Source organism: Rhodococcus sp. NPDC057529 (assembly GCF_042802055.1).
Lineage (GTDB): Bacteria > Actinomycetota > Actinomycetes > Mycobacteriales > Mycobacteriaceae > Rhodococcus_F.
In genome coordinates, this window is record NZ_JBHVEY010000044.1 from 1 (window position 1) to 24052 (window position 24052).

The window sequence follows — 24052 nt, forward strand, 5'->3', positions numbered from 1 at the left end:
CTATCAAACACTGACCCCCCACCGACGGAAGAAGGAGAAGGGCCAGCAAATACCCACACCACAACATCAACCAAACCCCAAGAGGCGGTTGAACATTCGTGATGCGGAGTACCAAAAACATTTGGCACTGACATTCATCGACACACTGTTGAGTTCTCAAAGAACACGCGCACACCATCACTTCTGGCTCACTCGCCAGCCGCTCCGGGGCAACTTTTCCAGCTTATCTCATTGGGCTGACCGGCGCAAACCGGCACCCGCTGAAGACATTCCGGGGTTGAAGCACAACCATACACGATGGTGAACTTCGGATTGGCCAGGCACTTCGTACAACCTCGTGGCATTCACCTTGCGGTGAAGGTCGGTGTCCGTGTCGCTCTGACTCGGAATAAGTTACGCGAACCGTGCGCCTATTTCCAAATCGCCTGGTCGCAGCGATTCCGGCCGTCGATCCTTCAGGTTCTGCCACTCTCGCCGTTCTCAGCGACAGGTGCGCAGGACCGTCTGCCCCGTGTCCAGCCGGCGGATGTTGTCGGTGATGTCGCGGACGCGGCCGACGAACGTGTGGTCGGTGACGCCGGACGAGTGCGGGGTCATCAGGACGTTCGGCAGGTCGCGGAAGGGCAGTGCGCTCGGCGCGCCGTGACCGCCGGCATCGGGATAGGAGTACCAGACGTCGATGGCCGCGGCCGCGATCCGGTGCGACGCCAGTGCGTCGTACAGCGGCTGTTCCCGAACGAGGGGTCCGCGCCCGATGTTGATCAGGACTCCGTCGGGTCCGAGCGCCTCGAGTTCCGGCCCGCCGATCATGCCGCGGGTGTGATCGTTCAGCGGCGCGGACACCACCACGACATCCGACTCGGTCATGAGCCGGAGCAGCGACGCGTTGTCGCCCGCCCATTCGAGGCCTTCCGCGTCGGCGTCGAGATTTCCCCGCCCGGTGACCGCGCAGCCCACTGCACCGAACGCGCGGAGCAGGCTCCACGACCTCCCGCCGATGTGACCGAAGCCGACGAACCCGACCCGCGCGCCACGCATGGACCGGGACTGCGCGATCGCGTCGTCGTAGACCGATGTCGCCCACACGTCGCCGCGGAGGGCGCGGTCGTGACCGAGGAATCCGCGGCGCAACATCAGCGCGGACGACACGATGTACTCCGCGATCGAGTCCTCGTGGTGGAACGTGTTGGCGACCAGGGTGTCGGGGGGAAGCGCGCCGAAGGCCACGTTGTCGGTGCCCGCGCCTGCGACGTGCAGCAACCGCAGCTTCGGTGCGGCGGCCGCCATCGCGGGGGTGAACCGGCCGCCCACGTACACGTCGGCGTCGGCGAGGTCGGCGACGATCGCCGACTCGTCGAACTTCCGATGCCACGACACCACGGCGCCGGACGGCAGCCCCGACTCGAACAGTTCGCGATGCGGCAGCAGATTCCGGTCGCCGACGACGATCTTCATCAGGCGCGGACCAGCGCCGGACGCTTGCTGTCGAACGACCAGCCGGGCACGAGGAACTGCATGCCGACCGAGTCGTCGCGTGCGCCGAGACCCTTCTGGAGGTACAGCTCGTGTGCGGCCTCGACCCGGTCCATGTCGAGCTCCACCCCGAGGCCCGGCGTCGACGGCACGGTCAGGTAGCCGCCCTCGATCTCGTACGGGTCCCTGGTGATCCGCTGACCGTCCTGCCAGATCCAGTGGGTGTCGATGGCGGTGATGTCGCCCGGGGCCGCGGCGGCCACGTGGGTGAACATGGCGAGCGACACGTCGAAGTGGTTGTTGGAATGCGATCCCCACGTGAGGCCCCACGCGTCGCAGAGTTGGGCGACGCGGACCGATCCGGCCATCGTCCAGAAGTGTGGGTCGGCGAGGGGGATGTCGACGGCGCCGGAGCGAATGGTGTGCCCCATCTCGCGCCAGTCGGTGGCGATCATGTTGGTGGCGGTCGGCAGTCCGGTGGCGCGCTTGAACTCGCTCATCACCTCGCGGCCGGAGAAGCTGCCCTCGGGGCCGACCGGGTCCTCGGCGTACGCGAGCACGTCCTTCAGTCCGCGGCAGGTCTCGATGGCCTCCGACAGCAGCCACCCGCCGTTGGGGTCGAGGGTGACCCGGGCGTCGGGGAACCGCTCGGCCAGCGCCGTGACGGCCGCAGCCTCCTCGCGTGGCGCGAGGACGCCGCCCTTGAGCTTGAAGTCGGCGAACCCGTACCGCGCCTGGGCGGCCTCGGCGAGTCGCACGACAGCGTCCGGTGTCAGCGCCTCCTCGTGCCGCAGGCGCAGCCAGTCGTCGGACTCGCCAGCACCCGACTGATAGTCCAGGTCGGTCTTGTTGCGGTCGCCGACGAAGAAGAGGTAGCCGAGCGCCTGCACCTTCTCCCGCTGCTGACCGTCGCCGAGCAGTGCCGCAACGGGGACACCGAGGTGCTGCCCGAGAACGTCGAGGAGAGCCGACTCGACGGCGGTGACGGCGTGGATCGCGACGCGGAGATCGAACGTCTGATTTCCGCGGCCGGCGGAGTCCCGGTCGGCGAACGTGCGCCGCAGGTCGGCGAGCACGCCGTTGTACTCGCCGATGCTGCGCCCGGTCACGATGGCGCGGGCGTCCTCGAGGGTACGCCGGATCGGCTCACCGCCGGGGACCTCGCCGACACCGGTGTTGCCGTCGGAATCGGTGAGGATCACCAGGTTCCGGGTGAAGTACGGGGCATGCGCGCCGGACAGGTTCAGGAGCATGCTGTCGTGTCCCGCGATCGGAACCACTCGCATGTCGGTGACGACCGGGGTGCTCGTTGTACTCATCTTCCGAAACCTTCCTTCACAGCGCAGCGCCGCCCGTGAGGCGCCTCACAACGAAAACTCTAAGTGGCCCGATCGATACATGTCCAAGACTTGTTGAGCATCGAACGATGCAGACACTGCATCAGAGAAGCTGCTGTCCGATCAGCATCAGCGCGCCCACACAGGACACCGCGATCGACGTCCGGCGCAGGCGAGACGCGTCCAGGTGGCGGTTCACGAATCGCGACGCCACGTATCCGAGCACCGTCGCCGGGACGAGCAACGCGAACATCACCGCCGACTCGCGATGCACCGAACCCGTCGCGGCGAGAACGGCGACCGACAGCGTGGAGCCCACCAGGAAGAACGCGCTCATGTTGCCGCGCAGCTGCGCCCCCTTCGACCCCTGCATCACCAGCGCCATCGGTGGCCCACCGATCGACGTGGCCGTGCCGAGGAGCCCCGACGCGGCCCCGGCGACGGCGAGGTTCCGGCGTCGCGGCGGCGGCGCCCAGCCCAGGGTCGCGAAGACGACCCCGGACAGCACCACGCCCGCGAGCAGCAACGACAACCCCCGTTCCGGCAGCACCGCCAGCAGCACCGCGCCCGCGACGGTGCCCGGCACCCGGCCGGCCAGAGCCCACCCCGTGCCGGTCAGGTCCAGGGCCTCCCGTTCCCGCCACACCACCATCACCGTCACGACCGTCGCCGTCATGATCAGCGTCCCCGGCAGCAGGCTCGGATCGACGAGCGCCACGACCGGCGCCGCGAGCATGCCCATCCCGAATCCGATCGACGCCTGCATGCACGAAGCGAGAAAGACGGCGAGCGCGATGACCGCGAACTCGGCCCCGCTCACCCGACCGCGACCGGCACGCCGAGCGCGACCGGACGGCGAGGATGGTGGCATTCGGCGACGTGACCGCTTTCGCTCGCGTCGACGGCGGCCGGCGGCACCGTGCTCGCGCAGATGTCGGTGGCATGCGCGCAGCGGGTGCGGAACCGGCAGCCCGACGGCGGGTTCAGCGGCGACGGAACCTCACCCTCGAGGATGATCCGCTTGCCGCGGGATCCGGCGTCCAGCTTCGGTGCTGCCGACATCAGCGCCTCGGTGTAGGGGTGGGCGGGACGGTCGAAGACGGCGTCCGTCGCACCCGTCTCCACGATCCGGCCGAGGTACATCACGGCGACGCGGTCGGCGACGTGCCGGACCACCGACAGGTCGTGCGAAATGAACACGTACGAGATGCCGAGCTGTTTCTGCAGGTCGTTCAGCAGATTGAGCACCTGAGCCTGCACCGACAGGTCCAGGGCCGACACGGGTTCGTCGCAGATGACGACGCTCGGGTTCAGCGCCAGAGCGCGGGCGATCCCGAGACGCTGACGCTGACCGCCGGAGAACTCCTGCGGGTAGCGGTGCTCATCGCTCGGCCGCAGCCCCACGAGGTGCAGCAGTTCGCGCACCCGCGCCGCCCGGTCACGGCTGGTCTTGTACATCGTCTTGTGGGTGCGCCACGGCTCGGCGATGATGTCCGCCGCCGACATCCGGGAGTTCAGCGACGCGTACGGATCCTGGAACACCATCTGCACCCGGCGGCGCAGCGCCAGCAGGTCCTTGCCCTTGAGCGAGAACGGGTCGACGCCGTCCCACGTCACCGAACCGGAGTCGGGACGCTCGAGCATCATCAGCGTGCGGGCGAGGGTGGACTTGCCGCAGCCCGATTCGCCGACGAGCCCGAGCGTTTCGCCGCGGGCGAGGTCGAGGTCGATGCCGTCGAGCGCACGCAACTGGTTCTTGCCCGCCGCGTTGGCAGGCACCTTGAACGTCTTGGTGAGGCCCCGCACCTTCAGAATCGACTCGGACATGTCAGACCTCCTCGGGGAAATGGCACGCCGAGCGGCGGCCTGCCGCGACGCCGGCGAGCGGCGGGCGGGTGGTGCGGCACAGGTCGCGGGCGAGCGGACAGCGCGCCTGGTAGACGCAGCCGGACGGAATGGAGTGCAGGTCGGGCGGGGTGCCGCCGATCGACTTCAGGTCCTCGCCGCGGACCGCGTGCACGGGAACCGAATCGAGCAGGCCCTTGGTGTACGGGTGCTGCGGCGAGGAGAAGACCTCGGCGACCGGTCCGGTCTCGACGACGTTGCCCGCGTACATGATCGCGACGCGGTCGGCCTCCTCCGCCACCAGCGCGAGGTCGTGGGTGATGAGGATGACGGCCATGTCGTGCTCGGTGCGCAGGTCCCGCAGCAGCGACATGATCTGCGCCTGCACGGTGACGTCGAGTGCTGTGGTCGGCTCGTCGGCGAGCAGGACCGTCGGGCTCAGCGCGACGGCCATCGCGATCAGCAGGCGCTGCCGCATGCCACCGGAGAACTGGTGCGGGTAGGAGTCGACGCGCGATTCGGGTTCGGGAATCCCGACCCTCTGCATCAGCGAGATCGCTTCGTGCCGCGCCTCTTTCGCGGACAGTCCGCGGTGGATCCGGAACGGTTCGGCCAACTGCTTGCCGACGGTATAGACGGGGTTGAGCGCGGTCAGCGCGTCCTGGAACACGATGGCGAGTTCGGTCGCAGCGAGGGCGCGGCGGGTCTTCGCCTTCGCCGTCACCAGGTCGACGTCGCCGAGGCGGACCGAGCCGTCGGTGACATCGGCGATCGGCTCGAGCAGGCCGACGAGCGCCTGCGCGGTCATCGACTTGCCGCACCCCGACTCACCGAGCAACGCGAGGGTCTCCCCGCGTCGCGCGGTGAACGACACGTGGTCGACGGCCCGGACCGTGCCCGAGGGGGTGCGCAGGTCGACGGTGAGATCCGCGACCTCGAGTGCGACGCGGTCGACGTCTGCGAAGTCGGGTGATTCGACAGCCGGTGCAGGTGCACTCATGAGACGACCTTTCGGGTGGGGAACAGCCGGGAGCGACGCGACCGCGGGACAGTCAGGCGCCAGCGCTGGGCGGGGTCGGTGGCGATCCGGGCCCACGCGGCGAGCACGGTCGCCGACACGGTGGTGATGACGATGGCGAGCCCGGGGAAGAAGGACAGCCACCACGCCGTCTGCAGGTACGTCCGGCCCTGGGACACCATCAGGCCCCAGCTGATGTCGGGCGGCTGGATGCCGATGCCGAGGAAGCTCAGCGACGACTCGGCGAGCATCACGTAGCAGAAGTCCAGGGTGGCGACGGTGAGCAGAGTCGGCAGCAGGATGGGGAACACGTGCCTGCGGATGACGGCCCCGCTGCCGGCGCCGAACGTGCGTGCGGCGTCCACGAACAACCGGCTCTGCAGTTCCGCCGACTCCGCGCGGGCGGTGCGGAGGTAGATCGGGATGCGGGTGATCGCCAGGACCAGGACGATGTTCGCCGCGCTGGGCGAGAACACATACAGGACGACGACGGCCATCAGCAGCGACGGGAAGCTCATGATGACGTCGGCGACGCGCATCGCCGTCGTCTCCCGCCAGCCGCGGTGGTAACCGGCCCACATGCCGATGAGCGAACCGACGATGCAGGACAGCGCGACCGCGGGCAGCGCCACCATGAGGGTGGTGCGGCACGCGACGATCAACCGGGCGAGCATGCTGCGCCCGAGCGGGTCGGTGCCGAGGATGTTCATCCACCCGTTCGCCACGTGGAACGGTGCGAGGTTGGACTGGTCGAGGTTCTGATCGGTTGCGGCGTCGCCGACCAACCACGGGCCGAAGACGGCGACGAGGAACACGAACACCAGGATCGCCGCCGCGACCGTGGCCATCCGGTCCCGAAGGAGCAGTTTCCACAACGGCGTCTTGTTCCGTGCCGGCTTGGGTGCGGGATCGGCCGGGGTCGGCGGCGTCTCGTCAAGACCCTGGTGGACGTCGCCGGCTCCGTCGAGGCGGGGAGCGTTGTCTATGGACATGTCGGCGGCCTCCTAGACCTTGGTCTTCTCGCGGACACGCGCGTCGAGAAGTGCGTAGCCCGCGTCGATCAGGATGTTGAGGACGAAGATGCTGACCGCGGTCAGAAGCACCGCCGCCTGCAGGACCGCGAAATCTCGCTGCAGGATCGCGTCGATCATCAGCTTGCCGATGCCGGGCCACCCGAAGATCGCCTCGACGACGACGGCGCCGTTGACCAGGCCGACGGTCAGGTCGCCGGCCACCGTCAGCGCCGGGGCGGCGGCGTTACGGAGTGCGTGGTGGGTGACGACGCGCAGGTCGCCGGCACCCTTGCTGCGGGCAAGACGTACGTATGGTGCGGACAGCGCCGACACCATCGCGCCACGCACCACCTGGGTGAGCACGCCCAGCGGGCGGATCAGCAGGGTCGCGATCGGCAGGATCCACGACAGCGCGCTTCCGGTGCCCGACGTGGGCAGCACCCCCAGCACCACCGCGAAGATCCACACGCCGGTGATGGCGAACCAGAAGTCGGGGATGCTGGCCGCGGTCATCGACAGCAGGCTCGAGATCCGGTCGGCCAGCGAGTTCGGCCGGTACGCCGCCCAGCAGCCGATCACGACGGCGCCGATGATCGCCAGCAGCATCGTGAAGAACGCCAGCTGCAACGTGGCGGGGAACGCCCGCAGCGCCATGGTCGCGGCGGATTCACCGGTGCGCAGCGACTCCCCGAAGTCCAGGTGGGCGACCCCGGACAGGTAGTCGGCCATCTGGCTCAGCACCGGCTTGTCGAGGCCGTTCTCGGCCGCGAACTCGGCGCGCTGATCGGGGGTCGCGGAGACAGGGAGGTAGAGGTTGGTCGGGTCGCCGGTGAGGCGGGCGAGCAGAAACACACCGAAGAGGACGACGAGGAGAGGTACGAGGCTGGTGTAGACGCGTCGGCGCAGGAAGGCGAACATGACTCACCGCCTTCGGATCGGGTTCGGTTGGGACATCACAGTTCCTCCGGGGGCTGGGAAGAGGGTTTAGCCGTTTGCGGATGTGTCCGCGTGGGTCATCTCGCTCAGGCGCATCTCGTCGCCGGTCGCGGAGTTGGGCGTGTACTGCACGGTCGGGGACTTGGCGAGCACCCCGTTCATGTGGGCGATGTACGCGAACTGCCGGATCTCTTTCGGCTCGTTGGCGAGCACCGCGGCGAACGCGTCCTGGCGGGCGTCGCCGACGAGTTTCTCGGCGGCGTCGATCTGCGCGTCGTAACCAGTTGTGCCGAAGTAACTCTGGTAACCGTCGCTGCGCATGTACTGGTCGACCGTGAACTGGGCGTCACCCGCCTGGTTGCCGTGCTGGATCACCAGCATCACCGGCCCGCTCTGCGGGTACGGCCGGACCTGGTACTCCAGCTGAGCCGCCGTGTCCATCATCTCGATCTTCACGTTCAGGCCGGCCTTGCTCAGCGAGTTCTGGATCACCTCGACGGTCTCGTTGATCTTGGGGAACTGGCCCGTGCGCCCGATCAGCCGGATCTGGTTGTCGACGGGGACGCCGTCGGCCTTGGCCTCCGCCACCAGTTGCGCGGCGCGGTCGGGGTCGTAGGGGGTCGGCTGCAGGTCGGGGTCGAACCCGACGATGCTGCTGCCGACGAGTTGTCCGGCCGGCTCGCCGAGACCCTGGAACAGCGCCTTGACAATTCCCGCGCGGTTGACGGAGAGGTCGATGGCCTCGCGGACGCGGTAGTCGTCGAGCGGCGCCTGGGTGCCGTCGATGCGCAGCGCGGTGGTCTCGTTGTTGGGGTAGGCGGCACCGAGATCGCCGGCGCCGTCCTCCGGGCCGAGCGACGTGGCGAGTTCGGCCTCGCCGTTCACCACCATCGCCGCCCGCACACTGCCCTCGGTCCGCCACTGGTAGATCGCCCGCGCGTACTCGGGGGCCGTGCCCCAGTACGTGTCGTTGCGGACCAGGGACAGCCGCTGGCCGTGATCCCAGTAGTCGATCTTGTAGGGGCCGGTGCCGATGGGATCGCGCACCTTGTCCTTGGTGTCGGTGGTGGACGGCACCATCTCCACGAACGAGATCCGCAGCGGCAGGATCGGGTCTGCTGTGGGCGTCCGGACCGTCACGGTCGACGGGTCGACCGCATTCACGACGAGCGCGTCGTCGCCGAAGACGTACCCGTCGACGTCGCAGCCGATGGTCGAGTTGACGGTGCGGTCGATCGAGAACGCGGCGTCCTCGGCGTCGAACGCGCTGCCGTCGCTGAACGTGACACCGGGACGGATCCGGAACGTCCAGACGGTGTCCGACGTCTGCTCCCACGAGTCGGCGAGCTTCGGCTCCAGGTCGCCGGTGTCGGCGTTGCGTTCCACCAGCGGCTCGGTGATGTTGGAGCGGACGACGACGCCGGTCGAGGTGAGTGACGCATCGCAGGGCTCGAGCGTGGGCGGCTCCTGCGGGAGCACGATCCGCAACGTGTCGGGGCTGGCAGCGTCGCTGTGGCTCGAATTGGCCACCGAGCAACCTGCGGCCAGAGCCGGCACCGTCAGCGCGGCGGTGGCCACGGCGACGACGCGGTAACGGGTTCCCTGCTGCAACGAACGTGCAGGGCTCATGGTGTCCTCCGTAGGGATGTGTCGCGTACTCGACGCGAGTGAAGAGGGCCCGCCTGTGACGGTAGACACACGCTATGAGCGGCCCGGAGGAGCCGTCAACAGGGGGTGACGGCACAAAACGGCTCGTGAGGGCCGTCACAGGCGCGATATCGAGGAGACTGCGATCACCCCGGCGGGCCCCTGACCGGCGCATACGGGACGATTCGGGATCTGCGCACGTCAGCGCGCCGCCGACCAATGCCGTTTCAGTATCGATCCATGTTATTTACGTGTTGGACAGGTATTCCGAGGGCCGCTTAACTTACGGATAACCGGCGGCGCGGACAGCCGCGTCGCCACTCGTCAGGAGGCACGATGGTGACCGCAGAGGCGTCCGTGAAAGAAGCTGCCGCACAGATCGTTTCAGGAGGGCGGGTCCTGCAGGTCGGGCCGCTGAAGCCGTCGCTCACCGCAACCCTCTCCGAGAAGTACGACGCCCTCGCCCTCCCCGTCGGTGAAGACCGGGACAGCTTTCTCGCCGAGCACGGCGAAACCGTCACCGCCGTCGTGACGTCCGGACGCACCGGAGTCGACGCCGCCCTGATGACGGAACTGCCGAACCTCGGCGCCATCGTGCACTTCGGAGTCGGTTACGACACAACGGATGTCGAGCGCGCCGAAGAACTCGGAATCGGCGTCAGCAACACCCCCGACGTCCTCACCGACTGCGTCGCCGACACCGCCGTCGGACTGCTCATCGACACGCTCCGCGGATTCTCCGCCTCGGATCGCTTCGTGCGGGCAGGCCGCTGGCCCGCCGAGGGCAACTTCCCCCTCACCCGGAAGGTCAGCGGCACGCGGGTCGGAATCATCGGCCTCGGCCGCATCGGCTCCGCCATCGCCGCCCGCCTCACCGGCTTCGGCTGCACGATCTCGTACCACAATCGGCGGGAGGTCCCCGGTTCGCCGTTCGCGTACGTCGACTCCGCCGCCGCACTCGCCGCCGGGGTCGACGTGCTGATCGTCGCCGCGGCCGGCGGCAAGGGAACCCAGAAGCTGGTGGACCGAGAGGTTCTCGAAGCACTCGGGCCAGACGGCTATCTGATCAACGTGGCACGCGGAAGCGTCATCGACGAGGACGCGCTCGTCGAACTGCTCACCGAAAGCAAACTCGCCGGCGCCGGACTGGACGTGTTCACCCGGGAGCCCCACGTTCCCGAGGCGCTCCTCGCGCTCGACACCGTCGTCCTCCTTCCCCACGTCGGCAGCGGCACCACCGAGACCCGCGCCGCGATGGAGGCTCTGACCCTGCAGAACCTCGACGAGTACCTCGCCCAGGGCACCCTGACCACCCCCGTTCTCGAGCCGAGGTCACGATGAGCGTCATTCTCAGTTACGTTCCGACCGTCGAAGGTCGTGGCGCCCTGACCTTCGGGTTCACCGAAGCCCGCATGCGCGCAACGGATCTCGTGGTGATCGCCGACGGCGACAGCGCCTCGGCACCCGGATTCGAGGCCGAACTGCACTCCGCCAGGGAGGAAGCGGACGCATCCGGCGTCGACTACCGCATCGCGCGGAACGAACCCGGCCGCTCCCACGCCGACAACCTCATCGACGCGTCCTACGACTCCGCCGCCGAACTCCTCGTCCTCGGCATGCGGCGCCGCTCCCCCGTCGGCAAACTCCTCATGGGCAGCGTCGCCCAGCGCGTGCTCCTCGAGGCGCAGTGCCCGGTCGTCGGGGTCAAGCCGCCCGTCGCCGCGGAGGTCTGAGCCGCCCCGTCGAAGTATTCGAATCGCGGTGGATCGTGCTGCGTCGGCGGTATTCTTCCCGGCACGGGCCACGAGAGGACTGCCGATGCGCCGATCACCGTTCACCCGACTCGGCCGTCAGGCGGCCGTCGCCACCGGCGCGCTGATCCTCGCCACCGCGGTGGCCGCCGCACCCGCCACTTCAGCGATGCCGGCCGCGACCACGCTCTACGTGACCGAGAACGGCACCGGTTCCGTGCTGTCCCTGCCCGCCACCGGCGGCACCCCGAGCACCGTGGCCACCGGGATCGCCGGACCGGGCGGGATAGCGGTGTCCGGTGACACGCTGTTCGTCACCGCCGGCGCTTCGGTCGTGTCGGTGCCCGCCGCGGGCGGTAGCCCCACCACCCTCGCCACCGGCCTGGGTAACGCGTTCGACGTGGCGGTGTCCGGCGGGACGCTCTACGTCACCGAGTTCGATTCCGGCAACGTCGTCACGCTGCCCGCAGGCGGTGGCACCCCCAGCCCGGTCGTCACCGGCCTCCAGCAACCGGTCGGGGTCGCCGTCTCCGGGAGCACCCTCTACGTCACCGTCGCCGGCGCGGGGACGCCCGGCACCGGTTCCGTCATCGCCGTGCCCGTCACCGGCGGCACCCCCACCGTGCTGGCCGCCGGCCTGAATCTCCCGGCGGGAATCGACGTCTCCAGCGGCACCCTCCACGTCGCGGTCGCCGGTGACGGATCCGTAGTTTCCCTGCCGGCCACCGGCGGCACCCCGACCGTCCTGACGACCGGGCTCGTCCGCCCATTCGGTCTCACCGTCTCGGCGGGCACGGTGTACGTCGCGGCCGCGGGCGACGCAGGCTCGAATAACGGCTCCGTGATCTCCCTGTCCGCCACCGGGGGAACCCCCACCGTTCTGGCCGCCGGACTCGACCAGCCGTTCTCCGTCGCCGCCACCACAGCGTGCACGGGTTCTCTGTGCATTCCGTTCGGCAGCTAGCCGACCTCCGGTGAACCCATGCCCGGTTCACCGAGTTCGCCACCCGGCTGCGAAGACGGCACAATCGAGTCGGAAGCGATGCCTGTCTGCGGTCTTTCGGAATCTGATGAGTGACCAGACGATGGCATGCCGGCGCGGCGACAGGGACTGTCCTGTCGCCGAGTCGGCATGGTGTGTTGTGTTCTGTGGTCAGGATGCCCGGGGCCCGGCCCGGTTGTGAGCGGGGATCGGCTTCCGCTCCCAGTCGACCTGCCGCGGCGGGATGAACGTGGGGTGCCGATCGGCCCCCATCACGATCTCCCAGTCACTGTGGTGGAGCAGACGGTGATGGAAACCGCAGAGCAGCACGAGGTTACCCATGTCGGACGGCCCACCTTCGGACCAATGGACGATGTGGTGGCCCTCGCACCATGACGGCGGCGCACCGCATCCGGGGAAGGCGCATCCACGATCCCTCGCCACCAACGCTTTCCGTTGCCGCTTGGTGACGGTACGGGTGGAATCTCCGAGGTCGAGTGGTGCTCCGTTGCCGTCGAGCACGATCGGCGTGTAGATCGAATCACAGCTCACGAGGCGGGCCATCTTGATGCTCAGCGGTCCCATCCACTCCGTCCACGCCACTCCGTCGACTGCGAACAGAGACTCCTCCGTCGCCGAGGCCCCCTGCGCTCCTCGCGCACCGCAGTCGGTGCGGTCGGCATGGTCGGCCAGGTCCTTGACGTTGACATGCAGCGAGACGTGCGGCCGCACGCCGCCCTCTTCACCGGCAATTCCAGAGTCGAGGTAGCGGCGCAGCAGTTCGGTGAACCCGTCGGCCCGCCGCTGCCCGGGGGTGCGGGTGTCTTTGGTTCCGTCCTGCGCCGGCCGCGGCTTGGACAGACCGGACAATGCCGAGAGCAGCATTTCGCCGGTGACTGCGTCGAGGTCACCTTTAACTGCCATGCGTCCGTTGAGCGTCTTGCAGGCGTGGAACTCGTTGAGTTCGGTGTCTTCACTGGGCGGCGGATCGTCGGATTCGAAGATACGTTCCAGCCTGGCGATGACGGCGCGCAACGCGTCCGTGTTAGCCGTGGGACCGGATGCCGCGAACAGCAACGCATTTCGGCAATCATCGAGCGCCTCGCGCGGCATACCTTTCGGCGGCCTCTCGCAAAACTTCATGATGAGCGCCGCGTGCTCCGCCGAAATGTTGGTGCCATAGAACTCGTCCGCGATCTCCGGCTGGCGTCGCAAACCTCTGCCCAGCATCACGATTCGCCCCGCCGCACCCACCTCGAGCAGCGTCTTGGACGCCAGCCACATCTTGACGTTGGGAAATCCCAGCACATCGACCGTGCAGCGATGGTCGACGGCACCGACGAGTTTGACGCGCAGCGCCTCGAGTTTCTGAATCTCGTCCGAAATACGAACAACCGAGTCGAGCAATTCGACCTCGGCCATACGCCACGCATCACCGACCGCAGTTGTCAGGATTTCGTCCGACAACGCCCCCTGGATATCCTCCCCGATCCCCATGCACCGATCTTAGTTCGAACAACTGTTCGAGTCAATGTCGAATTCCGCGCCGGACATTGGTGAAATCAGTGGTCGAGCCACGGGCCGTCCGCCCCGCCCCATCCACAACCGGGACGGCGCCGAATACCTGCCGTGGGACAGCCATGATCGACGGGCCCGATCGCGCGGACGGCGCACAACTGGGCGGTCGCCTCCTGACCTTGGTCGGCGACCGCGACTTCCACGCGCTCGCCCGGGAGATCTCGCGGATCACCTGCGGCACCGGGGGCGACGGCGCGGCGTTCACCGCGGTCGTGACGTGGATGGTCGCCACCATCGCCGACCTCGTCGCGGACCCGACCGCCAGTGTCACCGACGCCGTCGACAGCTTCATCAGCGTCGTCCCCGTCGTGCACGACGCACCCGAGCTGGACGACGAGCTGCCCGCGCCCGCCGAATGGCTGTTCAGCGCCGTCGTGAGTCACCTACAGGGCAGGCACGGGGCGGGATCCGATCCCCCGCCGCCCGTGCCCGCCGACACCGAACTCGCACGGGTGCAGGCCCTCGTCGAAGCATTGCTGTGGCTCGACGCCCTCCTCGAACGCGACCACAACCTGTAGCGCCGGTCAGGGTTGCACGGGCGGGTGGTAGGTGAGCGTGTTGCCGAGGAACCACAACAGTCCGAGCACGATGGGCAGGTGGAAGACGAGCTGCACCGCGGTGAACCCGACGAGGTGCCGGGCGCGCAGGCCCAGGATGCCGAGGAGCGGCAGCATCCAGAACGGATTGACGAGATTGGGCAGTGCCTCCGCGGCGTTGTAGATCTGGACCGTCCACCCGAGATGCGCCTGAAGGTCGTTGGACGCCTGCATGACGTACGGGGCCTCGATGATCCATTTGCCGCCACCGGACGGAATGAACAATCCGAGCACCGCCGAGTAGATACCGATGACCAATCCGAACGTGCCGTGCGAGGCGATGTTGACGAAGCCCTCGGAAATGTAGTGCGCCACCGTGTTGCCGTCGGCGTCCTGCGCCCGGGTCATGATGGCCGCGATCCCGGCGTAGAACGGGAACTGCACCAGGATGCTCGCGCACGCGGGCACCGCGTTCTTCACCGCGAGCAGGAAGCGCCGCGGACGCCAGTGCAGCAGCATGCCCAACGTCAGGAACAGCAGGTTGTACGTGCTCAGGTTGGAGATCACGAGAATCGGATCGTTCGACGCGAATTCCCGGAGCAGCCAGCCGAATACGAGCGCACCGACGATCAGCGGAAGCACCGGGCTGTACTCGAGCCAGTCGCCGGGACGCTCCCGCTTCGGCAGCGGCGGCGACACGTCGTGGACGTCCACCCCCAGATCCTCAGCGGTCACCGAGTTCGCCTTGTGCGGCGCGGACAGATACGCGATCACGATGCTGACCACGAAGATCACCGCCGCGAGGAACAGCGACTGCCACAGGAAGATCGTGTCCCGGAACGGGATGACACCCGTGATCGCGAGCAGCTCCGGGGTGAGGCTCTTCGGATTCGCCTGCAGCTGCGCCGCCGAGGAGCTCAGCCCGAGCGCCCAGATTCCGCCGATTCCCAGATAGGCGGCCGCGCCCGCTGCCCGGTAGTCGAGGCCGAGTGCGGTGCGGCGCGCCATCGCCCGCGCCAGCAGACCGGCGAAGACCAGTCCGAAACCCCAGTTCACCATCGACGTCACGAGGCTGATTACCGCGATGAACGTGACGCCGCCGCGGGCAGTGCGCGGTATCGCCGCGAGCCGCGTGATGAGACGTTCGGCAGGTGGCGACGACGCCACGATGTAGCCGGTGACCACGACCATCGCCATCTGCATCGTGAACGGGATCAGATCCCAGAAACCGGTCGAGAAGTTCGTCGCCACCGTCGCCGGCGACGCCCCGATGGCCAGCGCGGCCCCGGCCACCAACGCCACCGCGAGCAGCGCGAAGATGAACGCGTCCGGGAACCACCGCTCGATGACCGACGCGAACCGCAGCGCGACCCGGGCCAGGAAACCCTCCCGGGCGTCCTGCTGTTCCTCGTCGCGAATCTCGGATTCGACTGTGCTGCTCATGATGTCGCCACCTTCGGCCGACGTGGCACGATCGGAAGGCTTGCCGCGATGCCCACCGAGGACTCGAACATCTGCGCGTGCGCGAGCAGCCGGGCCTCCTGCCCCGGCGCACCGACCAGCTGCAGTCCCACCGGCAGTCCGGCGTCGGAGAATCCGCACGGGAGCGCAACGACCGGGCATCCGGTGAGACTCACGCAGAACGTGATCGCGATCCAGTCGATGTACGTCCGCGATTCCACGCCGTCGATGCGTTCGGGATACGTCCACTCCACGGGGAAGGGATCGAGCGGTGCCGACGGGATCACCAGCAGATCGTGGGTCTCGAAGTAGTCCGCGATCTCGTGGAACAGTTGTCCGCGAACGCGTTCCGCCGACAGCAGCGTCTCCGTGGACTGGGTGAGTCCACGCTCGATGTTCCAGACGATGTCGGGCTTGATCGCGCCGCGATGCTCGGCGAGAAGCCCGCCGTGCACGGCCGCCACCAGATGGCTGCGCAACGCCTGGAAGGCGTCGTAGGCGCCGGTGAAGTCCGGGCAGTCCGTCACGATGTCGGCACCCAGTGCGTCGAAATGTTTCATCGCGTCACCGCAGACGCGGCGCATCGCCGGCTCCACCGGGAGGCACCCGAGGTCCGGGCTGAATCCGACGCGGGCGGGCGGGTCGAACGTCGTCAGGCGTTCCAGGAACGACCGCGGCTGTTCCGGTGTCGTCAACGGGTCGTGCAGGTCGTGCCCGACCATCGCGTCCAGCATCAGGGCGACGTCACCGACATCGCGTGCCATCGGCCCCTCCACCCACAGCGGGTCGAACGGGATGGCGGGCCTGCGGCGCGGGATCCGCCCGGGAGTCGGGCGCAGACCGACGGTCGCGTTGTATCCGGACGGGGTGCGGAGGCTGCCGCCCAGGTCGTTGCCGGTCGCCAGCCAGGCGCTGCCGGACGCGAGCGCGGCCGCCGAACCACCGGAGGAACCGCCCACCGAACGGTCGAGGTTCCACGGGTTACGGCTGGGCCCGAACAGCGTGTTGTACGTGTGACCGCCGGCGAACTCGGGCACGTTGGACTTGGCGTACGGGATGCCGCCGTTGTTCTCGAGGACGCTCACCATCGCGTCGGACCGGGTGGCGACGTGGTCGGCGAACAGGGGCGAGCCGTGCGTCGTGCGCTGCCCCGCCACGTCGTTGTAGTCCTTCACCGCGACCGGTAGTCCGGCGAGCAGGCCGCGCCCGGCCGGATCGGGAACTTCGGCCTCCAACCGCGCCGCGCGTTCGGCGGCGGCATCGAAGAACTGGATCGGGAGGGCGTTGACCTGCCGGTCTGCGTCGGCAACGTGCCTGCGGAGGGCCTCGAGAACGCTCGTCGGCGTCTCGGTTCCTTCGCGTAGCAACCGGACGACCTCGCGTGCGGGCTTCTGGATCAGATCGGACATCGGGGCTCCTCATCGACGAACGTCAGTTTCGGCCCCAAGCGTCACTCCGGCGTCGGATTCAAGCAATGAAATCCAGCAATATGGAGGATTCAGCCGTACGATTGGCCGATCATGCCGGAACACACAGCCGATCCCCTGGACCGCAAGATCATCGCCGCGCTGATCGTCGACGGCCGCGCGACGTGGTCGACGATCGCGGCCGCCCTCGGCGAGGCCGAGCGCACGGTGGCACGCCGGGGTTCGCGACTGCTGGAGACGGGGATGGTGGAGGTTCGCGGGATGGCGGACCCGCACCGCACCGCCGACTCCGATCCGTTCATCGTCCACGGGCGGTGCCGGCCGGACAGCACGTTGACGGCGGCCGTCGCGCTCGCGCACCGACCGGAGAGCGTGACGGTCTACGTCCTGTCGGGACCGCAGCACTGCTATGCCGACATCTGGGCTCCGCGCCGCCGGCAGTCCCGTCTCTTCCTGCAGGAAATGGCGACGCCGTCGGGTTTTCTGCAGATGGACATCTCGCCGGTGCTCGAATACATACGTACGCTTCACGACTGGGAACCGGGAATCCTGACCGAAACACAGACCGCCCAGATCCGCCGGATCCCGAAAACCCGCTGGCCGCAATTCACCGACCCGGTCGTCCTCGACCGAGAGGACAAGGCACTGGTGCGGTTGGTCGTCGAGAACGGCCGGGCGAGTTTCGAGGAACTGTCCCGGCTCGTGGGCATCTCCGAACAGACCGTCAAACGACGCCTCGACAAGATGCGGCAGTCCGGGCTGCTCACGTTTCGCGCGGTGTTCGACCCGGCGCTGATCGGCCTGCCCGTCGCCGCGCTGCTGTGGATCCGGACCAAACCGTCGCGGGTGTCGGCGGTCGCCGAGGCGCTCGCCGGTCAGCCGTTCCTCCGGTACGCGGCGATCATCATGGGCGATCACCAGATCGTCGCGGACTTCCGGCTGCCGTCGAAGGAAGCCCTGCGCGAATTGATGCTCGAAGCGGAGTGGCTCGAGCACGTCGACCGGTTGGAGAGCTCGCTGATCCTGGAAACCCTCAAACAGAGCCGCGTCCTCGCGAGCGATCTCGGGTAGAAGACCACCCGCGGGCGACCCCGTGTCGCACATCCGGGCCTCGCACCGTACGGTTGGTCGAAGTTGAGTACACAGCTACCGAGTTCGCGGGACGTCCGACGTGTCCGTACTCCGTTCTGGCGTAGCGATCGCGCACAGTGCGCGAGGACGCCCCTTCCATCGATTTTCTCGTGATCTGCCGGAAGTCTGTTCGTCCGGCCCATTGATCTGCGGGGTGCCTGCATAACGAAGACCGCGGGCGGCGCGACGGTCACAACAGTCGAAAGGTGCTCGCTCATGCCACTCACCGTGGAGCACACCACCCGTTACGCCGACGCACTGACGACACTGGCCCTGGCCGCACATCGCCCGGCGACCGTGGTCAACACCGGCGCCGGATACGCCGTCCGGGTCGATTTCGAGCGCAGCATCCATTTGCTCGCCACCAACGCGCCGGGGGATCTCAGTTCCGATCCGGACGCACAGAACCCGTGGGTCGTGCGGTTCTTCCAGCGGAATCCCGACGCCGACGACGTGCAATTGGTGGAAGTGACCGGGGAGTGGCTCGCCGACGCGTTCGACCAGGCCCTCGCCGCGATGCCGATCGCCGGGGTCGCCGACGACCTCGATGCCGGATCCGGCGACCCGCACCCCACCGCACCGGGCATGCTCGACCTCACGCAGTAACCCCGACCGGCGTTCGTCACCGGCCGGCCGCGGACCGTCCCCCCAGCCCCCTACTCCACCTAGCCCAGATCGTGGCCCGTCGCCACGCGCGCGTAGGAGTGCAGGCTGGCGATCACTTCGGCGCGGCTGCGCCGCCCGGCCAGCACCTCCATCTGGTAGCCGTCCTCCATCGCGACGAAATTGGCGGCGAGCATGCGCGGCGGGTCGGTGAGCACGAAGTGGCCCTGCGTCTGCCCGATGACGAGAATGCCGTAGTAGACGGCAATTTGGCGCTCGGTCAAGGAACTGTCCAGGGCCGCAGCCTTGGCGTCGCGCAGCGATCGCGGCCAGCACTCGAACAGCAGCCGGACCAGTTCGTCGTCCGGCCCGCTCGCGACGCCGTGGTCGATGCAGGCGCGGAGGCGGTCACGCGCGTCGGGAAACTGTTCGGCGACGCGCTCGCGCTCCTGGCTGAAACGCTCGATGGCCCGCTGGTACGTCTCGTAGATCAGCGCATCGAGGTCGCCGTAGTAGAGCACCGCCGCGGGCGTGACCCCGGCCTGCTCCGCGATGTCGCGCAGACGCACCCCCTCCAGTCCGCGCGCGAGCACCGCCCGCTGGACGGCCTCGCCCAGTTCCGCCCGGCGTGCTCCCTGGTCCTTCTTCCGCGCCACTGCCTTCGCCCCACTCTCGCCGAATTCTTATACAGAAATTTAGACGATACCTGCCCAGCTGTTGACAGGTAGATCACACTGTTCTTAAATTTCTATTTAAAGAATCCGTTCGAGCTCAGGAGTCACCGTGCCGACCAATCCCACCGACGCCGAGACAAGCCTCGACCCACCGCAGGCACCCACCGGAAAGGGCCTGCAGGGCGGTTCCGTCGGCCTGCTCGCCGCCGTCGCGCTCGGCCTGTCGTCGGTCGCGCCGGCGTACAGCATCGCCGTCACCCTCGGTTTCGTGACGATGGTCGTCGGCAACCTCGCACCCGCCGCCCTGCTTCTCGGCTTCGTGCCGATCCTTCTGACCGCGTTCGCTTTTCGCGAACTGAACCGGGAAATGCCGGACTGCGGCACCACGTTCGTCTGGACCACCCGCGCGTTCGGCCCGCACGCGGGATGGTTGTCGGGCGGCTGGGTGGTACAGATCGCCACGCTCATCGCGATGACGGCACTCGCCCGGGTCGGAGCCGGGTACCTCCTGACCGTGCTCGGCCTGGACTCGCTGGCGACCGACGATGTCGCGGTGATCGTCACCGCGATCCTGATCGTCGCCGCCGTCACCACCATCGCCTACCGCGGTCTGCAACTCGCCGCGTCGGTGCAGTACGTACTGCTGGGACTGCAAGTGGTCGCGCTGTTCGGCTTCGGCGCCGCCGCGTTCGCGCGTGACGGTGCGTCCGCACCGAGCCTGTCCTGGCTCAACCCCCTCGCATTCGGCGGCTTCGGTCCCTTCGCCGAGGCGGTACTGCTGTGCCTGTTCATCTACTGGGGGTGGGACGCGCTGATCACCGTCAACGAGGAAACCCGCGACAGCGACCGCATCCCGGGCCAGGCCGCGGTGATCTCCACGCTCGTCCTGCTCGGAACGTACCTCTTCACCGGATTCGCCGCGATCAGCTTCGCCGGCATCGGCACCGAGGGTCTGGGCCTGGGCAATCCGGACAACGCCGGCGACGTCCTCGCCACGCTCGGGCCAGCGGTTCTCGGCACCGCCCTGTCGAAGGTGGTCGAACTCGCCATCTGCGTGTCTGCGATCTCGGCGCTGCTCACCTGCATCATCGGGAGCTCACGCGCCACCCTGTCCATGGGCGCGCACGGCGCACTGCCCCGCGCCTTCACCCGCATTCACCCCACCCACCGCACCCCCGCGTTCGGCACCGTGTTCTTCGGAGCCGCCGCCGCGGTCCTGCTCACCGCCCTCACACTCGTCTCGGGCGACTTCCTCGGCGACGCCATCCTGTCGATCGGCCTGCTCATCGCGTTCTACTACGGCGTCACCGGCCTCGCCTGCGTCTGGTACTTCCGGCACCGCCTGACCGACTCCCCGCGCGACCTGTTCCTCCGAGGCATCCTGCCCGCACTGGGCGCGGCGATCATGCTCGCCGCCTTCGCGCGCAGCGCCCACGACATGCTCGCCCCCGACTACGGGGCGACCTCGTTCCACGGCATCGGCGGGGTGTTCCTGCTCGGTGTCGGTTCGATCGCCGTCGGCGCCGTCGCGATGGTGCTCGTCCGCACCCGCTTCCGCCGCTTCTTCCGAGACGGCCGCACCGCCGTCACCCGACTGACCGTCACCGAGGACTGAACCATGCGCACACTGACCATCGCCGCCATCCAGACCGCCCCGATCCCGTTCGACGTGGACGCCACCTGGCAGCGGTTCGCCGACCAGATCCGCGCCGTGCGCGACACCTTCCCGCACGTCGAACTCGTCGTGGTCCCCGAACTCCTGCTGGCCGCCGAGGCGCCCCTCCTCGAGTCCCGCTCCGACTGGATGGACCGGGTGGCCCTGCCGCTCGACGGCCCCCACCTCGACCGGATCTGCGCGCTCGCCGAGGAGACCGGCCTGTGGCTGGTGCCGGGAAGCCTCTACGAACGCGCCGACAACAGGATCTACAACACCGCCGTCGCCGTGTCGCCGCTCGGTGAGGTCGTGGCCCGCTACCGCAAGGTCTTCCCCTGGCAGCCCTACGAGCACACCGCACCCGGCAGCGAATTCGTCGTCTTCGACATCCCCGGCACCGGCCGGATCGGGCTGGCGATCTGCTACGACGGCTCCTTCCCCGAGACCGCACGCCAACTCGCGTGGCTCGGCGCCGAAGTGATCATCCAACCCACCCTCACCACCACCCGCGACCGCGAGATGGAACTCGTCTGTTCGCGCGCCAACGCCTGGACCAACCAGGTCTACGTCGTCAACGTCAACGGCGCCGACCCGGCCGGCGTCGGTGCGAGCGTGGTGGTCGACCCCGAGGGCATCATCCGCCAGCAGGCAGGCTCGGGCGAGGAGATCCTCGTCGACACCCTCGACCTCGACGCCGTGACCCGGGTCCGCACCTACGGCACGTTCGGTCTCAACCGACCCTGGAATCAGATCGCCCGGTACGGCAGCGATATCCGACTCCCGATGTACGAGGGCGCCGGAATCCGGACACCGCCGTGGCACGACGACGCCGCGCCGATTCCGGCGGCCACGACCCGCTGACACGTTTCCCGGGGAGGGGCGGTGACCGAAGGACCCGCCTTTCCCGGGACCGGTGCTGGATAATTGCCAGAGTGAGGCCCCTCGCTGCTTCGTCCGTCGACACGGTCCTTCAGGACTATCGGCCGCGCATCCTGCGCCGCTACCTGTGGATCACGACGGCGCTGCACCTGGCCGGGTTCGTGCTGCCTCCGATGGTCGGGTTGCCGATCCGGCCGGAGACCGTCGCCGCGCGCTCGGCAGGCATCCTTCTCGGAGTGATCGCACTCGTGGTGCTGCACCGGGGCGGGCGCAGACCGGGACGGCGGGCCTACCAGGTCAGCACCGCGGCGGCACTGTTCGCCACACCGATCGTGATGTCGGGTCTCATCCTTGCCGTCGCCCAATTGGTCTGCGCGATCGCGGCGACGTTCCTGGCGATGTATTTCGTCGTGTTCTACCCGAAACTGCAAGCGAGGCTCCTCGTCGGTTGTCTCACCGGGTTGATGGCGGTCGGGGTCGTTCTCGCCCCCACCGCCTTCACGCTGGCGCCCGTCGACGTCGGCACGGCGACCGTGAAGGCCGCAGTTCTCGTCGTGGTGGTCACCTGTGTGGTCGGTGCGGCCGAGATGTTCGGATCCCTGACCCGAACGCTGATCGAATCGGCCAGCACCGACGCACTGACCGCCCTGCTCAACCGCGCCGGGTTCGAACTCGCGTTCCGGGACGCGCTCGAGAGCGCGGGCGCGGAGCAGGCGTCCGTCACGTTGGTGCTCGTCGACGTCGACCAATTCAAGTCGACCAACGACCACTACGGCCACGCCGCGGGCGATGCGGTTCTCGTCGATCTGGCGAACTACCTCGCCGAGCACATGCCCCGCGGCGCTCTGCTCGCCCGGGTCGGCGGCGACGAGTTCGTCAGCTGCATGGTCGGCGAGCACCACGCCGAGCTGCCCGAGGTGATGGCGCGACTCGCGCGGCAGAGCCCCACCTCGTTCAGCTTCGGCGTCGCCTCGTGCACCGGAGAATCCGACCCGCTCACCGCACTCTATCGACGGGCCGACCGTGAGCTGTACACCGCGAAGCAGCGACACCACCCGCCCGAGCCGCCGGCCGACGAACCGTCACTGCAGACGGGGTGGAACGCCTGACCACGGGTCGTACCGCGGGTGATTCGGCGAGGCGCGCGGTCACCGAACGACGGCCCGCCGGTCGCACCCGGGTGACCATCCACACCGCCGCAACGACCAGTGCGCAGCCGGCGAACTGCCCGATGCTCGGACGCTCGTGCACGATCACGATGGAGAACAGCATCGCCAGGACCGGCTGGAGCAACAGCAGCGTGGCACCCACCTCGGCGGCGAGCCTCGGCAGGGCGAAACCGATGAGGACCCAGCCGAGCACCTGGCTGCTCAGCGACAGCGCCGCCAACCAACCCAGAGCGGGCCATCCCGGCGTGAGGTCCACCGTTCCCCAGAGCGATCCCACCGCGGTCCCGACGACGCCCGCGGCGATCGTCGACACGAACACCTGCGACGACGCCCGGTGCGCGGATCCCGCCCGGCCGGTGACGAAGATGTAGATCCCGTAGGCCACGCCCGCGGCCAGCGACAGCAGGGTTCCGAGGAACAACTGGTCGCCCTCGCCGCTGCCGCCGAGGATTCCGCCGGCGAGAGCCACTCCCGCGAACAGGAACGGCACCGCCACCACGAACCGGAGCGGCACCCGCGCACGGAAGACGATCCACGCCAGCAGTGGCACGACGATGACCTGGACGTTGACGACGACCGTCGAGATCCCGGCCCCGATCATCTGGATCGATCGCGCCCACAACGCGAAGTCGACACCGAGCATCATCCCGCCGAGCACCTGGGCGGCGATCACCCGGAGGGGAATGCCGCCGTGCCGCCGAAACTCCTGCAGGGCGAGGAAGCCGAGGATCGGCAACGCCAGCGCACACCGGAAGAACGTCGACGTGGCCGGTTCCACCCCGGACAATTTGATGAGACTGCCGGTCAGCGAAGTTGCCACCGCACCCGCCAGAACGAGCAGTCGCGGATCCACGGACGCGATGCTGAACGAGGGGCTGACGAGGGCACGGGGACGCACACGGAGGGCAGTAGTCACACCGAGAATTCTCCGAGCCCCC

23 protein-coding genes are annotated in these 24052 nt (G+C 68.3%); 10 read left to right on the plus strand and 13 right to left on the minus strand.

What is annotated here, in order from left to right; all coding sequences use genetic code 11:
• Nucleotides 1–304 (plus strand): hypothetical protein (locus tag ACFU5V_RS41390; protein WP_378706999.1); only part of this gene is annotated, 304 nt, incomplete at its 5' end.
• Between the two features lie 176 nt (nt 305–480).
• On the opposite strand, the gene ACFU5V_RS41395 is transcribed toward ACFU5V_RS41390, so the two are convergent.
• The 8 genes from ACFU5V_RS41395 to ACFU5V_RS41430 all read right to left on the minus strand — a co-directional run bounded on the left by ACFU5V_RS41395 (nt 481) and on the right by ACFU5V_RS41430 (nt 9251).
• Nucleotides 481–1455 carry a 2-hydroxyacid dehydrogenase gene (locus tag ACFU5V_RS41395; protein WP_378707001.1) on the minus strand — a complete coding sequence of 325 codons (975 nt, stop codon included), beginning with the start codon at nt 1453–1455 and terminating at the stop codon, nt 481–483.
• The gene (gene gudD / locus ACFU5V_RS41400; protein WP_124395297.1) at nt 1455–2792 is read right to left on the minus strand and encodes a glucarate dehydratase; all 1338 of its coding nucleotides are present in this window, start codon (nt 2790–2792) and stop codon (nt 1455–1457) included. Before gudD ends, ACFU5V_RS41395 begins: the two co-directional genes overlap by 1 nt.
• A 121-nt stretch (nt 2793–2913) precedes the next feature.
• Entirely contained in the window at nt 2914–3630 is a 717-nt protein-coding gene (locus tag ACFU5V_RS41405; RefSeq protein ID WP_378707003.1) for a sulfite exporter TauE/SafE family protein, read from the minus strand.
• Nucleotides 3627–4637, minus strand: a complete 1011-nt coding sequence (locus tag ACFU5V_RS41410) for an ABC transporter ATP-binding protein (protein ID WP_378707005.1) — start codon at nt 4635–4637, stop codon at nt 3627–3629. Before ACFU5V_RS41410 ends, ACFU5V_RS41405 begins: the two co-directional genes overlap by 4 nt.
• Before the next feature lies 1 nt (nt 4638).
• Complete coding sequence (locus tag ACFU5V_RS41415) at nt 4639–5655, minus strand: ABC transporter ATP-binding protein (RefSeq protein ID WP_378707007.1); 1017 nt, start codon at nt 5653–5655, stop codon at nt 4639–4641.
• Nucleotides 5652–6665, minus strand: a complete 1014-nt coding sequence (locus ACFU5V_RS41420; RefSeq protein ID WP_378707009.1) for an ABC transporter permease — start codon at nt 6663–6665, stop codon at nt 5652–5654. The genes ACFU5V_RS41415 and ACFU5V_RS41420 overlap by 4 nt, the downstream gene beginning before the upstream one ends.
• 12 nt (nt 6666–6677) lie before the next feature.
• The gene (locus tag ACFU5V_RS41425) at nt 6678–7604 is read right to left on the minus strand and encodes an ABC transporter permease (protein ID WP_072949493.1); all 927 of its coding nucleotides are present in this window, start codon (nt 7602–7604) and stop codon (nt 6678–6680) included.
• A 66-nt stretch (nt 7605–7670) separates the two neighbouring features.
• Nucleotides 7671–9251 (minus strand): ABC transporter substrate-binding protein, encoded by a 1581-nt coding sequence (locus ACFU5V_RS41430; protein WP_378707011.1) that lies wholly within the window; start codon nt 9249–9251, stop codon nt 7671–7673.
• 354 nt (nt 9252–9605) lie between these two features.
• Here ACFU5V_RS41430 and ACFU5V_RS41435 point away from each other — a divergent pair, with 354 nt between their 5' ends.
• From ACFU5V_RS41435 to ACFU5V_RS41445, 3 genes are all read left to right on the plus strand, one after another.
• On the plus strand, nt 9606–10610 hold the full coding sequence (locus tag ACFU5V_RS41435; RefSeq protein ID WP_378707013.1) for a 2-hydroxyacid dehydrogenase: 1005 nt from the start codon (nt 9606–9608) through the stop codon (nt 10608–10610).
• Complete coding sequence (locus tag ACFU5V_RS41440) at nt 10607–11002, plus strand: universal stress protein (RefSeq protein WP_378707015.1); 396 nt, start codon at nt 10607–10609, stop codon at nt 11000–11002. The genes ACFU5V_RS41435 and ACFU5V_RS41440 overlap by 4 nt, the downstream gene beginning before the upstream one ends.
• Nucleotides 11003–11087: 85 nt before the next feature.
• On the plus strand, nt 11088–11984 hold the full coding sequence (locus ACFU5V_RS41445; RefSeq protein WP_378707017.1) for a hypothetical protein: 897 nt from the start codon (nt 11088–11090) through the stop codon (nt 11982–11984).
• Between the two features lie 189 nt (nt 11985–12173).
• Here ACFU5V_RS41445 and ACFU5V_RS41450 read toward each other — a convergent pair whose 3' ends face one another.
• Nucleotides 12174–13499: a DUF222 domain-containing protein gene (locus ACFU5V_RS41450; RefSeq protein ID WP_378707019.1), complete on the minus strand. Its 1326-nt coding sequence runs from the start codon at nt 13497–13499 to the stop codon at nt 12174–12176.
• A gap of 143 nt (nt 13500–13642) precedes the next feature.
• On the opposite strand from ACFU5V_RS41450, the gene ACFU5V_RS41455 reads away from it, so the two are divergent.
• Nucleotides 13643–14098, plus strand: a complete 456-nt coding sequence (locus tag ACFU5V_RS41455; protein WP_124395286.1) for a hypothetical protein — start codon at nt 13643–13645, stop codon at nt 14096–14098.
• 6 nt (nt 14099–14104) lie between these two features.
• Here the strand turns inward: ACFU5V_RS41455 and ACFU5V_RS41460 are convergent, their stop codons facing one another.
• Together ACFU5V_RS41460 and ACFU5V_RS41465 are read right to left on the minus strand one after the other, a co-directional pair.
• Nucleotides 14105–15559, minus strand: a complete 1455-nt coding sequence (locus ACFU5V_RS41460; protein ID WP_378707022.1) for a short-chain fatty acid transporter — start codon at nt 15557–15559, stop codon at nt 14105–14107.
• Nucleotides 15556–16986, minus strand: a complete 1431-nt coding sequence (locus ACFU5V_RS41465; RefSeq protein WP_378430812.1) for an amidase — start codon at nt 16984–16986, stop codon at nt 15556–15558. The genes ACFU5V_RS41460 and ACFU5V_RS41465 overlap by 4 nt, the downstream gene beginning before the upstream one ends.
• A 111-nt stretch (nt 16987–17097) precedes the next feature.
• Here ACFU5V_RS41465 and ACFU5V_RS41470 point away from each other — a divergent pair, with 111 nt between their 5' ends.
• Both ACFU5V_RS41470 and ACFU5V_RS41475 read left to right on the plus strand, forming a co-directional pair.
• Entirely contained in the window at nt 17098–18075 is a 978-nt protein-coding gene (locus ACFU5V_RS41470) for an Lrp/AsnC family transcriptional regulator (protein ID WP_378430810.1), read from the plus strand.
• A 276-nt stretch (nt 18076–18351) separates the two neighbouring features.
• Complete coding sequence (locus ACFU5V_RS41475) at nt 18352–18741, plus strand: hypothetical protein (RefSeq protein ID WP_378707024.1); 390 nt, start codon at nt 18352–18354, stop codon at nt 18739–18741.
• Nucleotides 18742–18800: 59 nt separating this feature from the next.
• On the opposite strand, the gene ACFU5V_RS41480 is transcribed toward ACFU5V_RS41475, so the two are convergent.
• Nucleotides 18801–19394, minus strand: a complete 594-nt coding sequence (locus ACFU5V_RS41480; RefSeq protein ID WP_378707026.1) for a TetR/AcrR family transcriptional regulator — start codon at nt 19392–19394, stop codon at nt 18801–18803.
• A 127-nt stretch (nt 19395–19521) separates the two neighbouring features.
• On the opposite strand from ACFU5V_RS41480, the gene ACFU5V_RS41485 reads away from it, so the two are divergent.
• From ACFU5V_RS41485 to ACFU5V_RS41495, 3 genes are all read left to right on the plus strand, one after another.
• A complete protein-coding gene (locus ACFU5V_RS41485; RefSeq protein WP_378707027.1) occupies nt 19522–21027 on the plus strand; it encodes an APC family permease in 1506 nt (501 codons plus the stop codon).
• 3 nt (nt 21028–21030) lie between these two features.
• Entirely contained in the window at nt 21031–21927 is an 897-nt protein-coding gene (locus ACFU5V_RS41490; RefSeq protein WP_378430802.1) for a carbon-nitrogen hydrolase family protein, read from the plus strand.
• Between the two features lie 71 nt (nt 21928–21998).
• Entirely contained in the window at nt 21999–23054 is a 1056-nt protein-coding gene (locus ACFU5V_RS41495; RefSeq protein WP_378707030.1) for a diguanylate cyclase domain-containing protein, read from the plus strand.
• Here ACFU5V_RS41495 and ACFU5V_RS41500 read toward each other — a convergent pair.
• Nucleotides 22942–24030, minus strand: coding sequence for a DMT family transporter (locus tag ACFU5V_RS41500; protein WP_378707032.1), 1089 nt, complete (start codon nt 24028–24030; stop codon nt 22942–22944). The two genes, ACFU5V_RS41495 and ACFU5V_RS41500, sit on opposite strands and share 113 nt — an antisense overlap.
• Between the last annotated feature and the right edge of the window lie 22 nt (nt 24031–24052).

What these genes read in the sequence shown, in the direction of transcription:
- ACFU5V_RS41395 (WP_378707001.1), bottom strand. Translation starts at nt 1,455, where the DNA reads ATGAAGATCGTCGTCGGCGACCGGAATCTGCTGCCGCATCGCGAACTG.
- gudD (WP_124395297.1), bottom strand. Translation starts at nt 2,792, where the DNA reads ATGAGTACAACGAGCACCCCGGTCGTCACCGACATGCGAGTGGTTCCG.
- ACFU5V_RS41410 (WP_378707005.1), bottom strand. Translation starts at nt 4,637, where the DNA reads ATGTCCGAGTCGATTCTGAAGGTGCGGGGCCTCACCAAGACGTTCAAG.
- ACFU5V_RS41415 (WP_378707007.1), bottom strand. Translation starts at nt 5,655, where the DNA reads ATGAGTGCACCTGCACCGGCTGTCGAATCACCCGACTTCGCAGACGTC.
- ACFU5V_RS41420 (WP_378707009.1), bottom strand. Translation starts at nt 6,665, where the DNA reads ATGTCCATAGACAACGCTCCCCGCCTCGACGGAGCCGGCGACGTCCAC.
- ACFU5V_RS41425 (WP_072949493.1), bottom strand. Translation starts at nt 7,604, where the DNA reads ATGTTCGCCTTCCTGCGCCGACGCGTCTACACCAGCCTCGTACCTCTC.
- ACFU5V_RS41430 (WP_378707011.1), bottom strand. Translation starts at nt 9,251, where the DNA reads ATGAGCCCTGCACGTTCGTTGCAGCAGGGAACCCGTTACCGCGTCGTC.
- ACFU5V_RS41435 (WP_378707013.1), top strand. Translation starts at nt 9,606, where the DNA reads ATGGTGACCGCAGAGGCGTCCGTGAAAGAAGCTGCCGCACAGATCGTT.
- ACFU5V_RS41440 (WP_378707015.1), top strand. Translation starts at nt 10,607, where the DNA reads ATGAGCGTCATTCTCAGTTACGTTCCGACCGTCGAAGGTCGTGGCGCC.
- ACFU5V_RS41445 (WP_378707017.1), top strand. Translation starts at nt 11,088, where the DNA reads ATGCGCCGATCACCGTTCACCCGACTCGGCCGTCAGGCGGCCGTCGCC.
- ACFU5V_RS41450 (WP_378707019.1), bottom strand. Translation starts at nt 13,499, where the DNA reads ATGGGGATCGGGGAGGATATCCAGGGGGCGTTGTCGGACGAAATCCTG.
- ACFU5V_RS41455 (WP_124395286.1), top strand. Translation starts at nt 13,643, where the DNA reads ATGATCGACGGGCCCGATCGCGCGGACGGCGCACAACTGGGCGGTCGC.
- ACFU5V_RS41460 (WP_378707022.1), bottom strand. Translation starts at nt 15,559, where the DNA reads ATGAGCAGCACAGTCGAATCCGAGATTCGCGACGAGGAACAGCAGGAC.
- ACFU5V_RS41465 (WP_378430812.1), bottom strand. Translation starts at nt 16,986, where the DNA reads ATGTCCGATCTGATCCAGAAGCCCGCACGCGAGGTCGTCCGGTTGCTA.
- ACFU5V_RS41470 (WP_378430810.1), top strand. Translation starts at nt 17,098, where the DNA reads ATGCCGGAACACACAGCCGATCCCCTGGACCGCAAGATCATCGCCGCG.
- ACFU5V_RS41475 (WP_378707024.1), top strand. Translation starts at nt 18,352, where the DNA reads ATGCCACTCACCGTGGAGCACACCACCCGTTACGCCGACGCACTGACG.
- ACFU5V_RS41490 (WP_378430802.1), top strand. Translation starts at nt 21,031, where the DNA reads ATGCGCACACTGACCATCGCCGCCATCCAGACCGCCCCGATCCCGTTC.